General features: G+C 65.6%; 11 protein-coding genes. 2 read left to right on the top strand and 9 right to left on the bottom strand.

Annotated features, from left to right (window positions below; translation table 11 throughout):
• Window positions 1-14: 14 nt before the first annotated feature.
• The 6 genes from CKW28_RS00395 to CKW28_RS00380 all read right to left on the bottom strand — a co-directional run bounded on the left by CKW28_RS00395 (window position 15) and on the right by CKW28_RS00380 (window position 7,679).
• Entirely contained in the window at window positions 15-1,154 is a 1,140-nt protein-coding gene (locus CKW28_RS00395; RefSeq protein ID WP_131588043.1) for a hypothetical protein, read from the bottom strand.
• A 77-nt stretch (window positions 1,155-1,231) separates the two neighbouring features.
• On the bottom strand, window positions 1,232-2,062 hold the full coding sequence (locus CKW28_RS00390) for an EspK C-terminal domain-containing protein (protein WP_234784939.1): 831 nt from the start codon (window positions 2,060-2,062) through the stop codon (window positions 1,232-1,234).
• A gap of 1,513 nt (window positions 2,063-3,575) precedes the next feature.
• Window positions 3,576-4,514, bottom strand: a complete 939-nt coding sequence (locus tag CKW28_RS23475; RefSeq protein ID WP_131588042.1) for an ESX-1 system-associated protein — start codon at window positions 4,512-4,514, stop codon at window positions 3,576-3,578.
• 190 nt (window positions 4,515-4,704) lie between these two features.
• Complete coding sequence (locus CKW28_RS23470) at window positions 4,705-5,415, bottom strand: hypothetical protein (RefSeq protein ID WP_131588041.1); 711 nt, start codon at window positions 5,413-5,415, stop codon at window positions 4,705-4,707.
• A 17-nt stretch (window positions 5,416-5,432) separates the two neighbouring features.
• Window positions 5,433-6,659 (bottom strand): IS110 family RNA-guided transposase, encoded by a 1,227-nt coding sequence (locus tag CKW28_RS00385; RefSeq protein ID WP_040547010.1) that lies wholly within the window; start codon window positions 6,657-6,659, stop codon window positions 5,433-5,435.
• Between the two features lie 477 nt (window positions 6,660-7,136).
• Entirely contained in the window at window positions 7,137-7,679 is a 543-nt protein-coding gene (locus tag CKW28_RS00380) for a hypothetical protein (protein ID WP_003925712.1), read from the bottom strand.
• Between the two features lie 242 nt (window positions 7,680-7,921).
• On the opposite strand from CKW28_RS00380, the gene CKW28_RS00375 reads away from it, so the two are divergent.
• A complete protein-coding gene (locus CKW28_RS00375) occupies window positions 7,922-9,745 on the top strand; it encodes an alpha/beta hydrolase (RefSeq protein ID WP_003925711.1) in 1,824 nt (607 codons plus the stop codon).
• A gap of 64 nt (window positions 9,746-9,809) precedes the next feature.
• Window positions 9,810-10,277: a lipoprotein LppJ family protein gene (locus tag CKW28_RS00370; protein WP_003925710.1), complete on the top strand. Its 468-nt coding sequence runs from the start codon at window positions 9,810-9,812 to the stop codon at window positions 10,275-10,277.
• A 6-nt stretch (window positions 10,278-10,283) separates the two neighbouring features.
• Here the strand turns inward: CKW28_RS00370 and CKW28_RS00365 are convergent, their stop codons facing one another.
• From CKW28_RS00365 to CKW28_RS00355, 3 genes are read right to left on the bottom strand one after another with little or no spacing between them, the layout of a single operon-like run.
• Window positions 10,284-10,586 (bottom strand): DUF6317 family protein, encoded by a 303-nt coding sequence (locus CKW28_RS00365; RefSeq protein WP_003925709.1) that lies wholly within the window; start codon window positions 10,584-10,586, stop codon window positions 10,284-10,286.
• Window positions 10,587-10,597: 11 nt separating this feature from the next.
• On the bottom strand, window positions 10,598-12,151 hold the full coding sequence (gene eccD / locus CKW28_RS00360; protein ID WP_003925708.1) for a type VII secretion integral membrane protein EccD: 1,554 nt from the start codon (window positions 12,149-12,151) through the stop codon (window positions 10,598-10,600).
• Complete coding sequence (locus tag CKW28_RS00355; protein WP_003925707.1) at window positions 12,148-13,584, bottom strand: MinD/ParA family ATP-binding protein; 1,437 nt, start codon at window positions 13,582-13,584, stop codon at window positions 12,148-12,150. The genes eccD and CKW28_RS00355 overlap by 4 nt, the downstream gene beginning before the upstream one ends.
• Window positions 13,585-13,671: the final 87 nt, after the last annotated feature.

The raw sequence follows: 13,671 nt of genomic DNA, 5'->3' as shown, positions 1-13,671 counted from the left end.
CCGGCGATGCTCGGTCAGCCGTACCGCTGCAACAAACCCTCGACGACATCTGTCGGGGTCAGTTCGGTCGGTATCACCAGGCCTTCTGCTGACCTTCGCGGGGCGACCCCGTCGGCCGGACCTTGGATTGTCGCGATAAGCGCTGAGTCGACCCGCTCCATCTTGATGATTCGAGCGGCACCGAACGCCTCGTAGTATCCGCCCAAGCGTATGCCGATCCAGTCCGGTCCAAACTCCGCGGTGAGCGCCGTGCCCTCCGGAACCACCCTGCGCAGATGCGCTGCCGCGCCAAGAAGCATGTGGTAACCGATGATGCCGTAGCCGGCAGCGCAGGTGGCGAGCAACGCCAGGAACATCGAGTCCAAAGGCCGCTCATCATCAAGGAATAACCCAATCCCTCCGACTACTCCCAGAATCAACAGGAGAAGGGCAACTTTTCGTATTGCCGATGACTGCCGCACCGATACTGCTAGCCGATTCGCCAAAGTATGGTCGGCGGTCGCATGCGTTCGAATCGCCTGGTTCTCTGTCGCTTCCGGCGGGTCGGTGGAAAACGGTGGTCTCTGTGGCGGTGCGGCGCGTGGGGGCGCAGTGCTATCGGTTGAATCTCGTCTCTTGGTTTCTGATTGCAGCAAGTTCGCAGTGTCGATCGGTATCAATTCGCATGGAGCCAAGATTTTGTATCCACATCCGACGATGACCAAGACCGATTTGTGCACACTGACTCGCTCAATGTGCCGCCGAGCCAGCGCGGTGTACCTGTCACTCCAGCCCACGCCGATCCATTCCGGCGCGACGTCGACGTAGATCGTGTTGCCGATGGGCAATTTATAGAGCCGCCAGTAGTCGGGACCGCTCCGATACAACACCCCGGCAGCGAACACGATGAAGAACACGACACCGAAGATCAGGTAGAAAAGCAGGTCGCCGACAGACAGCTGTTCTGCATCTGCGCCGCCGATCCAGGCGATAACCGCTGGGCCAGCAATCAATACGATGCCCAGGCTCCACCACAGCCAGCGTGTGCTCGCGAACGCGGCGAAGGCCATCCGGTGAACCAGCTGGCGATCTGCCACCGTGTGCATCCGGACGATGTCGCCCGGCAGATGTTCGATCGTCGGGCTGCTGCCTCCCGATTCAACATGTCGTGCCATTCAAATTCCCCATGTGGTAGCGGCCGTCGTGGTCGCAAAACCCCTCCGCCGCCCCACGCCGGCACATCGCCCCATCGTCAGGTGGTGGCGAATTCCGTTAAAGCATCGGTGGTGAGCACGCTCAGGTGTTGCCAGTACACCCAGTCTGCGATCGCATCGCGGAGAATGTGTGGTTCTGCGGCGGTGTGGGCGCGGTGCAGAGCCAGCTCCTGGCGGTGATCGGCGTAGGCGACCAATGCCGTGAGGTGGTCGGCTTCTCGGCCCTTTCCAGACCGCATGAGCGGTTTGATCATGTCGAACCACAACGTGCTCGACCTGTCTTCGGGCACAGTGGCGTCTACCGGCGGCGGCAGGAGATCGGGCAAATTGGCCTCACTCATGGCCGCCAGTCGCGCCGCCGGTTCGGGCGCAATGACTTCCAGCCGGCTGCGACCCTGCATGGTGCCGTTCTGCGGAATGTCGGCCTCGTCGACAACAACCTTGCGTGCACCCGGGTCGAGCCCCTGCAGTTGCTCGTCAGTGCCGATGACCGCCTGCAACCGGGTGCCGCTGTGTTGGGCCCAGCCCTGCAGGGCCAAGAATGGGTACGACACCCACTTCGCGCGCTCTGCCGCGAGAATCGACTCGTCGGCGGTCGCCATCTTCACCTGTTCGGGCAGGTTGACCCCGTCGGGGATGTAGGCCAGACCGTAGCTGTTGGCCACCACGATCGTGCCGTCGACAGTCACCCCGGTGGCCCACAAAAAGCCCCATTGCACTTCCGGGATGGACGGCGGTGCGTTCAACGCTGCCGCGATCTGGCGGGCCAACCGCAACGGATCATTTCCACCCTGCAGACGCCGCAGCGCACCCGCAGTCGCCGCACCGGCGACCGCGTCACGCTGCGCCCGCGTGGCGGTCACCGGCACCGGGGCGGCCGCGACACCCGACGCACCGGTGGCCGCCGCAGGCGGAGCCACCGGTCCTGGAGCGGGTGCTGCGGGAGGGACGGGTGCGGCCGGCGGCGGAGTTGGCGCCGGCCCCAACGGCATTGGCCCGCCGCCGGTTCCACCGCCGGCGCCCGGCATCGGTGCAGCGGGCGCAGCGCCACCCGAGCCGACCGGTCCAGCCGCACCGCCAGTCGGCGGTGTGTTCGGGGGTGCGGGTGCTGCCGCTGCGGCTGGACTCGCCGGCGGTGGTTGAGCCGCCGCGGGTGCCTCCAGCGGCTGAATCGGCGCGGCCATCGGCACTTGCGCAGCACTGGCCGCTCGAACAGCTGCGTCCAACGGCGTCGGTGGCGGCGGAGTGGCGGCAGGATTACCTGCGCCGGCCTGCGCGGCCTCAGCGGCCTGCGCAGTCGACGGGTCGAACGTGGAAGAGCTAGTCCGGGGCGATATCGACGTGCCTGACGTAGCAGCGCTGGACGACGCGGCGGTCAACGAGCTCCCAGGAGAGCCGACCGGACCGGAGCCGCCACCGCTTACGGATGACGGAACCTCTGGGACGACCCCTGTCGGTGATGGAGCAGGTGCACGGACGGGTGGGATGTGACCGGCCGGCCCCGGTTTGGGGGGAGTGACCGCGGGTGGCGATCCGTGGAAACGGTCCGTCGTATCAGCCAGCGGCTGGCCCCCCAGCCCGGGTACCTCGGCGTCCCCCTGCGGCGGTAGCGCGGGAGACGGCTCAACCGCGCCGAATTCGCTCAGCGTGTCACGTACGCTTTGTTTCGATTCTCGGGGGCCATTGCTATCGGTCGGAGGTGTTATGGTCGGGTTCATCAGGGCATCGAATCCGCTTAGTGTGTCACCCAGCCTCTGTTCTGAGCTGTCGGATCCGGTGTCTTCGCTCGGCAGGGTTGGCATTTCCCCGTTTGCTCCAGGAGTCTCAGAAGGTATGCCCAGAGTTCCTGCTAACTTCCGCGTATTACTCGATACAATATCGAGGTTTTCTTTGTAACCTTTTTCTATGAGGTCTGCGATGCGCCGTTCACGTGTGTCTTCCGCATTCTCCGGGACGGACTCTTTTTTGATCTCTTCACACAACACCTGAACAAACTTGGCGACGAAGTTCACTCGATTCTTAGTTCGAGCGACCGCACCTTCCATCTGTTCAAGCTTGCGCGCGGTCTCCTTTGCCACATCCACATTTGCTTCATGCTCATCACCTATTGCACTTGCTTCACCAACTGCAGCCTCAGAACCTGCACCATCCCAGGAATCTGAAAGTCTCATCATCTGTCGTCCGGTAGACGGCACGACACTATTGCGCAGATCGCGCTCCAAAGCCCTGAACTGATCCTTCGCCTCTGCTAAAAGGTCTTCGTCTACATTAACCCACGCCGGCCCGGCAACCGTCTGACCACCGTACTCGCTGTCGTCGCGCTCAATAGCCATCGCGCACCACCTGCGAAGACTTTATGGGCAGATCCGAGAATTCCATCGCTTAGTTACCGAAAGCCTTACAAGCTGCGTTAACGACGCCGCTCAAGAGCATGGACGTGTTCGCGAGATACTTATCGGCAGGCATATATGTCGGTATCGCCTCCACATAAGCGAACCGGTACTGCGCCGATAAATCCGCGAAATCTTGCACAATTGGGTTGCCGCTGCGCTCACCTAGGGTCAACAATTGATTAGCGAACCTCTTCATTACCGGTATTACCTCGTCATTAAGAGCTTTCTGCTCCGTCGACCATTCTCCAACCGGTATATCGGGCGAGGTAGCGCCCCACGCTGCGGCATCGCGTTGAAACCCAGAGACCGCGTCTGCCCAATCGCCGCATACCCTATTCGGCTCGGTGAGGAACCGCTCCGGATTCTCCAAGTCGTCGACAAGAGCGAGCCGACTTGGCGCTGATAAAGGCTCTATGAAATGGGCACGCGCAGCTGCAGCGCCATAATCGATCGATGAACAGATGCTCGATACGGCACCAGCTGCAGATGTCGCCACTCTAATGAGGTTGTCGTCAGGCGCGGTGTAGTCGGGAATTGCATCGGCATATGCTCGCAGGTAAGCAATGACTTGCTCGTACAGTTCGCGCACTACCCGATGTGGCGTAATTCGAGCTAAAGCTACGAATTGGTCGGCAGCTTCGCGCATCACCGCTCCAACCGCTTCATACTGCTCGCGCATCTCTGGAGTCCACGCCGTGGATGGGATCGCGGAATCTCGCTTGTCCCAACCGTTCTTCTGGGCGTCGGATAAAGAATTCAGAATGGGGCGCAGTGGCGCACAAGTGGGCTCATCGGTAATGATAGTTACCGGGCCAGTATCGTTTGCGCTCGCGACATCGGACACGGCGCTGCCATCATCCGGTGTACGGGATGTCGGCTCTACCTCGCCGTCCCTGCCGACCACGAACACAGTCGCCGCGACTGTCACACCCACTACCGCTAGCAGCGCTACGACGCCCAGCGCCCATTTCCAGCCATTTCCTCGCTTCGGCGGCGGGCCGGGCGGCGGCCATGGCTGACCTGGCGGCGGTGTCCACGGCGGCTGGGGTTGATACGGGCCCCCAGGTGGCGGCGGTTGTGTCATTGGCACACTCCCGTACGCACGGTGCGAAATTCGGTCACAGGTTAATCCTCGGTGCGGAGTCCACGGTCAGGTCATGCGGCATTGAGTCTGCGCTTTGAAGAGATTCCTTACCGTCTCCGTTTCCTGCTTCGGCCGTCGCTTCCGGATATCGCTCGTGGTCCACCCCGGTCGCCTGTTCCGGTCTTGCCTCCTCAGCAGGCTCGGCCTCTAACTCAGGCGGATTGCCCAGCTCAGAAGGCGTGGAACTGGAACTCATGTCGGCACCGCCGAGGCTTTCGGCCATCGACGCTGCTAGCTGTGAAACCTGGTCAGCCGCCCCCTGCACCCCTTGAATCGCAGCTTGCGGTGCGGCGAGTGCCCCGCCAACCATCTCCATCGGCAATCCGAGCAGTTGTCCGAGTTGTCCGAATTGGCCAGTGGCGCTGGCCGGTAGTGCGTTCGACGCACCTACACCGGCACCGTTGGGCGCTATCGATTCGCCGGCTGCTTCGATGTCCTGCTGACCGGCATCGTCTGTTGTCCGATAAGCCCGTCTGGCTGACGCCAAGTCTGCGGCAAACTTCTCTTCCCGTGCTCGTGTCGCCGCCACCTTCTCGGCTACTTCGGTCGGGATTTCGGGCATCACAGCTGCGACCATGACACTCATCGGGTCGTCGCTCGGGGCAATGGCAGGTACTCCCGGTACGTCCACTTCCGCCGGGTCCCAGCGCAGCGCTCCCTCATCATGGATCCGGAGGTTAGACATCCCAGGGCCGTAAGTTGTCAAGCTGCTTGGGTGTCGGCGGTGGTTTGGCGGTGTGCCCAGGCGGTGTGTTCGTCGTAGCGGGTGTGGTGGCGCAGGCAGCCGTGGAGGATGCCGACCAGCCGGTTGCCCAGGGCGCGGAGGGCTTGGTGATGAAGGTCGTCGGCGGCGCGGCGTTGGTCGTAGAACGCGCGGGCGCCTGGGCTGTTGGTCAGCGCGCAGAAAGCCCACTGGTCGATCGCGTCGTAGAGGCGGCGGTTGCGGACGTGGCGGGCCAGCACGGCGCGTTTCTTGCCGGATGCGATGGTCAGTGGTGATGTTCCGGCGTAATTTTTGCGAGACTTGGCGCTGGTGTAGCGGTTCGGGTCGTCCCCGAACTCACCGAGCACCCGGGCGCCGAGGATGACACCAAGTCCTGGCAGGGAGCGGTAGATGTCGGCGTCCGGGTGCATCTCAAAATGGGAGGTCAGTTCGGCGTCGAGGTTGTCGATCTGACGGTTCAGCTCGGTGATGATGCCGACGGTGGCGCGGGTGGTCGCCCCGAATGCGGCGGTCACTGAGGCCGGGGCGGTGAGCTGCTCGGTGCGCAGCGCGGTCTGGATCTGCAGTGCCCGTGCGTCGAGGTTACGTTGTCGCCCAGCGGTCTTGAGAGCGGACCGAATCTTGGGCAGGCTCAGCCCAGTAGCATCGGTCGGGGTGGGAGCGCGGCCGAGGATGGCCAGGGCGTCACGGTCGGCCAGATCGTCGAAAGCTTCCAACGCCGCGGGGTAGTACTCCCGCAAGGCGCTGCGCAGCGTGTTGGTGTGCCGGGTACGAGCCCAGATCAGACTCTGGTGCGCGCGGGCCAACACCTTGATGGCCTCCACTTGCGGGGTATCTCCGGCGATCGGGCGGTGGTTGTGCCGGTCGGTGCGCACCAGGTCAGCCAGTACCTTGGCGTCACCGGCGTCGGACTTGGCTCCTGAAACCTGGTGGCGGTCGCGGTAGCGGGCCACCGCCAGGGGGTTGATCGCGAACACCTGGTAGCCCGCGGCGGCCAGCGCTTCTACCCACAGGCCGCGGTCGGTTTCGATGCCGATCACCACTTGGGCGGGTTCCTCGGCGTGGGCCGCCACCAGGTCGTGGAACCCGCCGATCCCGGCAAGTCCCTCGGGGAGCCGCCGCGAGGCCAGCTTGGCCCCCTCGGCATCCATCAGATGAATGTCGTGGTGGTCTTCAGCCCAGTCGTCTCCAACGAATAGCGTCATCTCGCCTCTCCCTGCTCGATGTCGGGTCGAACCCGTTCGAGCCGAAGGGCACCCGGCGGCGACCTAATGGATCAGTGCTCGGCGGCACGACACCCCATCAGCGCTACAGGCGACCTCACCAACCAGCCGGGGCACGATCTAACCCTAGGAATCGACAACCACTCCAGGTTCAAGCAGTGCTCACCGGCCGGCGGCTCGGTGACCAGCTTTCCCCACCTGGCCTTTACCGGCGATGGGATTACTGATCCGCACCCATTAGGTACAGCCATCCCTCATCTCCTATACGAGTAATCCGTGCGCTCCGGGCAACCGAGTCTCACGCTGAGAGTGGCACGCCCTACAACATCATCTGGGAATGTTACCCGAGCAGTAGCAACGGTTTCTGCACGAACTTGAGCACGAAACTCGGAGGCTGCGCGCAAAGAAACTGCGGGGTGCGGCCCACGGCTCTCCATTATTTACCTCGCTGTTAGCAGCTCAGACATCATCGCGCAGATACCGCTGGACGAACTCGGCCTCGACCTGGGCCGCCTGCTCCGGAGTCGGCAGGCCCACCCCATGCTGAAGGAACTCTCCGAGGAACTCCCGCTCCCCCGCTTCCTGAGGGGTGGCCTCCAACAGGAATTCGTACTGACCGGCGCGGGCCTTCATCGCGGCGACCTTGGCGATCGCCAAAAGCTCCTGTGCCAGTTCGGATTCGGTCATGCCGGTCACGCTCGGTGAGATCTCGACACTCTGGATGCCGCCATCGAGAAAAGCGGTGACCGTCAGCGTCCCGGGCGGATTGGTCACCGAGAACAGCGGCCCGAGATCCTCGGGCTCCTCCGCCTGCTCGTAGGGATCGACGTATCCCTCTGCCGGCTCCTCCGGTTCGGGTTCGGCGACGTACAAGTCGTCGACATCGGCGTCGTCCTCACCCGGTGCGGAGAAGTCCAGTGCCGCAGCAAGGTCATCGCCCGAATCGCCGACACCTCCGGACTCTCCGTCCCACTCCGCATCCGGATCGTACGGCGAAGTCATCGTGTATCCCCCAACCAAACCAACGCAGGACGGCCGAGCTGCGAGCTATCCGCCTGACGCCCGCGCATCAGAGCCCAACTCAGCAGACCTGGCGTACACGAACCGCCCCTTTCGTAAATTGTCCTGCAAATGCTACCGGAGCGTAGCAACGCTAGATACACGAGATTCACAAGATCAGATTTGGTGCACGGACCCCTCCCGCCGGCGTGTGATACTCAGAGCAGCAAACTGCAGGAGGTCGGGTGTCGGTCAGCGTGTCCACGGTCGAGGCTGCCAACCCAGCGGGGCTGCTCCAGGCCGCCGGCACGCTGAACGACAAGATCACGCAGCTGGACACCACCCTGGCCGAGCAGCGCCGCGCGGTGGCCCACCTGCGGGAAGCGTGGGAAGGTCAGGCGGCGAGCGCGGCGCTCGCGCGGGCCGAACGCAACCTCGACAACCAGGAGGCGCTGCGCGCCCGGCTGTCGGCCATGCAGCAGGCGCTGGCTTCGGGCGGCGCCCAACTCACATCGACCCGTGATCGGCTACTGCGCCTCGTCGGCATGCTGCGCAGCACCGGATGGCGCATCGCCGACGACGGGACCGCCACCGCGCCACCCGTGCCGCCCATCCTCAAACTGTTCGCGCCGGCGTGGACCGCGGTCATCAAGAAGCTGCTCGCGGTGTTCACCGAGATCGACACCCAAACCGCTGCGGCGGTGCGAGAAGCCGCCAGTGGACCGGTTCCGGCCACCCCTCCGGGCACCCTCGGGGATGCGCGCCAACTGCCGGCCGGCGACACCGATCCCGACGACGTCAAGGAATGGTGGGACTCGCTGAGCCAGGCCGAACGTGACGGCCTCATCGCGGCGCATCCGCCGGAGCTGGGCAACCTCAACGGCATTCCGGCCGAGGTCCGCGGCGAGGTCAACGAGAAGGTGATGAACGACGACCTCGACCGGGTGCGCGACGCCGCCGAAGAACACGGCGTATCGGTGGATCAGGTGCTCGAAAACCCCGCGGCCTACGGGTTGTCCGCCACCGACGCGGCGCGCTACCACAACGCCGAACAAACCCGCAAAGGTCTGGCGCAGGCGCGCGATGAGGACATCCGGAACCGGCCGGTGCTGCTCTGGGCCTACGAGCCGCTCGCCTTCGACGGTCAGGGCAAGGCAGCGCTGGCGATCGGCGACCCCGACAAGGCGCAGAACACCGCGGTGGTGGTGCCCGGTACCGGAAGCAGCGTCGAGCAGGGCTGGTTGGAGAGTTCCAACGCCGTCGACCTGTACGACCAGATGCGCAAGGCCGACCCGGACGAGACGACCTCGGTGATCGCCTGGATGGGGTACGACGCCCCCGACAGCCCGATCGATCGGCGTATCGCCACCCCATGGCTGGCCCGCCACGGGGGCGATCTGCTGGCCGCCGACGTCAACGGGTTGGCCGCCACCCACGAGGGGGGTCCGTCCAACGTCACGGTCATCGGCCATTCCTACGGGTCCACGACGGTGGCCAACGCGTTCGCCGGCAGCGGTATGCAGGCCGACAACGCGGTGCTGATCGGCAGCCCCGGAACCGATCTGGCCCGCAGCGCCGCCGATTTCAACCTGCCCGAGGGCGGCAATGTCTACGTCGGTGCCGCGTCCAGCGATCCGGTCACCTGGCTGGGACAAGGCGGTATCGCGCCTGATCTGATCAACAGCCAGCTCGGCTTCCCCCTCGGCCCGGCGGCCGGGCTGGGCACCGATCCGGCCGGAGACAGCTACGGCGGGATGCGCTTCACCGCCGAGGTGCCGGGACGCACCGGCCCCAGCTTCGGCGACCATTCGAGTTACTACACCCCCGGTAGCGAGTCGCTGCGGGCGATCACCGACATCGCCACCGGTGACGCCGCCAAGCTCGCCGACAACGGCATGATCGCCGAGGGCCGCAAGCAGGCCCATATCGGGCTGCCCGACGGGCTGAACACGCCCTTCGGGCGGATCGACCTGCCAGACTGGGAAATCCGCATTCCCGGCACTCCCGCTTACAACGATCCGGAAGGTGACCGTGCGCAAGAGTCCATCACCTCAGACCACAACTACTGACCGCCGGCGACTGCCGACCCTGGTCGCGCTGGTCGTCGCACCGCTTTTCCTAGGAGGGTGCTGGATGTTCTCGAATACCTCGGATCAGCTCGACGGCCCCGAACTATCCGACGAGGAGACCCGCGCCCAGGTCGTCGAGCCCGTCAAACGGATCGTGCGGACGGCGGGCCTGCAGGACGTGACGGGCTCGTTTCGGTTCGACAGCTGCAACGACCAGACCGAACCGCCCTTCCGCGGGGTCGCCGGTGTGCGCTTCGCGTTTCCACCCGACGTCGATCCGGACGCCTACATCGAAGAGTTGACCCGATTGATGATCGCGGACGGCTGGAGCCCCGGTCCGCCGCCCGGACTGCAGCCCTACGGCAACGTGGTGCACCGGGGACAGATGATGGCGTTCGTCGACCCGCACCCTGACATGCCCGGCCATGGGCTCATCGAGGTGCGGGGCGACTGCCGCAATCTCACCGACCAACTCAAAGCGGAGGGCACGGTGCCGCAGTCGATCACCGAGGAGCTACGCGCGGCGAACTGAGGGTCGTCAGACCCCGGCCTTCGCGATCGCGCCGGCGGCGGCCTGATCGGTGCCCGAATAGCGCGCGACGGCGGTCCGCAGATTCGAGCCGTACCGTGCGAGGTCGTCGGCCAGGGCGGTGACGGCGGCCGCCACCTCACTCTGCGCGGTGCGGCAGGCCGCACCGGTCGCCAGCTGCGCTACCGCCGCAGCGCCGTCACCCAGCGGCGCATCGGCCTCCAACGCCCCCAAGGCGCCGGCCGACTGATCGAATGCGGTTGCCGCGCTTTCGAGGTCACTGGGACTGACCTTCAAGACCTCACCAGCCACCGGTGCCCTCCTCAGAATCGGATGTTGCGCAAAATGTCGAACACGCTGCCGATCCACAGCAGCATCGGGATCGTCGCAGCGATGGCGGCGCCGTCGACCAATTCCAATATCCGCTTGGTGACCGGCGACATGCGGCGCACCCCGTGCGTTGCACCGACGGCGATCACGGCCACCAGCACCGCCGCCACGTAGATGCCCAACACCACCGCCGCCCGCTCCGGGTACCACATGCACAGCTTGACCATCACCCCGGTGGGAATCGCGGTGCATGCGGCCAACAACGCCCAGGCGCACCACCGTTCGGCATACAGCCGCGACCGGAACGCACAGATCATCGTGACCAACCCGGCCACGATCAGGCTGTGGACGAAGAAGTGGCCCTGCACCACCACCGCGATCGCCCCGGCGGACAGCACCACCGCACCCGCGGTGAGGAACCCGATCAGCAACTGCTTGGCCAGCGTGGAACGCTCCTGCAGCCGCTGCGCCGACTCGGGCACCGACGCGATGATCGCCTGCCACGTCGACGTTTCCTCATCGGATCCGTCTGGGGTGATCACCGGGTCGAGCAGGTCGTCGTTGGTGACGGTCTCACCGGGCGCGGGAATCGGCGGCAACGCGATCCGCGCCACCGCCACAGTCAGCTTCGCCGCGTTGGTCACCACGATCAGACCGAATGCGATGGCGCCGACCGGGACCCAGTACTCCCAGCCGTACCCGTAGGCCACCGCCGCGGCAGTGACCGCCAGCGCGGTGACGGCGATGAACGACGCCAGCTCCGCACGCCTGCGCGGACCGCCCCGGCTGGCCAGCGTGATCAACAGGATCACCGCACCCACGGCGGCCAGCTGCGGAGCCCCCAGCGAGGTCACCCCGCGCGGCAACGGCACCGCCAACGCCGCCGCACCGGCCAACAACGGCATCGAACCGACCAAGAGGCTCTCGGTCATGTCGATGTTGTCGTAGCGGCTCTTGGCCAGCATGCTGCCGCCGAGAACACCCAGGCCCAGTAGCCCCAGACCCAGCGCCCACCACCAACTCTGTCCGCTGTTGGCCCACGACAGCAGACCGACGATGGTGACGATCAGCGACACGATCGGGATCGCCACCGCGATGTAGCGGTTCAGCGCCGAACGGTCGAACTCCGGTGACTCGTCGAGCACCGCGATCGCGTCGATCACGTCCTCGACCAGCGGCCGGTACCGTTCGGTGCGGCTCACCGACACCAACGTCAGCAACGAGCCGTCGACCACCCCGGCGTCGTCCAGCGACTCGTCGGACTTCAGCGGCGGCGCGCCGGGCCGGGCGAACGCCCACACCCCCTGCGCCTTGAAGTCGAAGCCGGCCAACACATCGGACGGGGTGTCCTCGAGCAACTCGGCCAGCACCGACACCGTCTCGTCGATGTAGCTCTCGATCGGCGCCGCCGCCGGCAACACCAAGTCGGTCATCCGCCGACCGGTCAGGATGGTGACCCGCGTGGTCGCCGGACGCGCCGGAGTGGCGCCGGTGCCGGAGGCGGTTGCCGCGGCCCCGGGTGCGGAGGCTGATGCGGTGGCGGTCAACGTCGTTCGAGGCGGTCGAAGTCGTCAGACAAGGCCGCGGCGAGCTCGACGATCCGCCGCTGGAACTTCTTGCCCAACAGCTCGAATTTGATCTCGGTGCCCGCGGCGACGTGCTTGTCCCATGGCAGCACGATGACACGTCCGGGCGAGACGTGGCGCTCGAACTGCTGCACCAGATCCTCCACGTCGATGTTCGGCTTACCCGGCACCACGTGGTTGATCACGACACACGCCCGGCTCAGCAGATCCTGATAGCCGTTCTGCCGCAACCAGTCCATGGTGACCGCGGCCTGCCGGGCACCGTCGATCGACGCGCTGGCCACGATCACCATGCCCGACACGGTGGACAACACCCCGCGGGTGGCCGGGTGGAACAGGCCCGTCCCGCAGTCGGCGAGCACCAGGTTGTAGTACCGCGACACGATGTCGGTGGCGTTCTTCCAGTCCTCATCGTTGAAGTCGCGGCGCGCCGAGCTGTACTCCTCGGACGACAACACCTCCAGGTTGGCGGCGTTCATGCTGGTGTACGCGCGGATGTCGTTGTAGCGCGACAACTCCTTGTCGGCGAGCAGATCCGAGATCGTCGCCGCGGACTGCCGGCCGGAACGATCGGCCAGATTGCCGCCGTCCGGATCGGCGTCGATCGCCAGGATCCGGTCGCCGCGAATCGAACTGAGCGCCGAACCCAACGCGATGGTGATCGCCGTCTTACCGACGCCGCCCTTCAGACCGAAGATCCCGATCTGATACGAGTCCCGGGCGTTACGCCGGATCCGGTTGTGCAGATCCAGCTCGTACAGCTCGTCCGGCGACAACCCCAGATTGATCCGGGTGAGCAGATAGAGCACATGGCGCCAGCCCCGCTGCGACGGCATCTTGACCGCGGATTTGACACCCACATGCGACAGCGCGTCGATCGCACGGTGGTCCCCGATCGCCGCGGCGTTCGGTGCCGTCGGCTGACTGGCCATCGGCTGGGTGCCCATCGGCTGCCCCGGTTGCCAGGTGGGGTTCATCTCCGGCTGGGCGTCGGCGAAGTGGTGCGACGGCGCGGGGGCCGGTGCGGCGGCCGGGCGCTGCCGCTGGACGACGGCCGGGCGCTGCTGCTCCTGCTGGGCGCCGGCGGTGTTCGCCGCCGCCTGGGGAGTGCGCAACAACGGATTCGCCGGCGGCGGCGGTGCGGCGCCGGGGTCGGTGACCGGGATCTGCGTGGTGATCTCGCTCTGCCCCGGTGCGGGTGCCGGCACGGACTGGGTCTGGGGCGGTGCGACGGGCATCGGCGGCGCCTTGGCGTCGTCGCGCCCGGCTCCCCCCGCGGTCGGAGTCGCTCCCACAGCCTTGGACAGAATGGCGTCCCGATCCACGTGAACCGTGCGATCCTCTGGCTGATCCGATTCCGCCGACTGGAAGAGCCGGTCATAGTCGGCCGACATGAGTACCTCTCGATAGTGGTGACATGACGCACGCACGATGGTGGGCGAATCGGCCGCCTCCCGGGGGCGCGGCCGCTCCGCCCACCT

The sequence above is a fragment of the Mycolicibacterium thermoresistibile genome, from assembly GCF_900187065.1.
Taxonomy (GTDB): Bacteria; Actinomycetota; Actinomycetes; order Mycobacteriales; family Mycobacteriaceae; genus Mycobacterium; species Mycobacterium thermoresistibile.
This window is presented reverse-complemented; position numbering and strand designations above follow the sequence as displayed.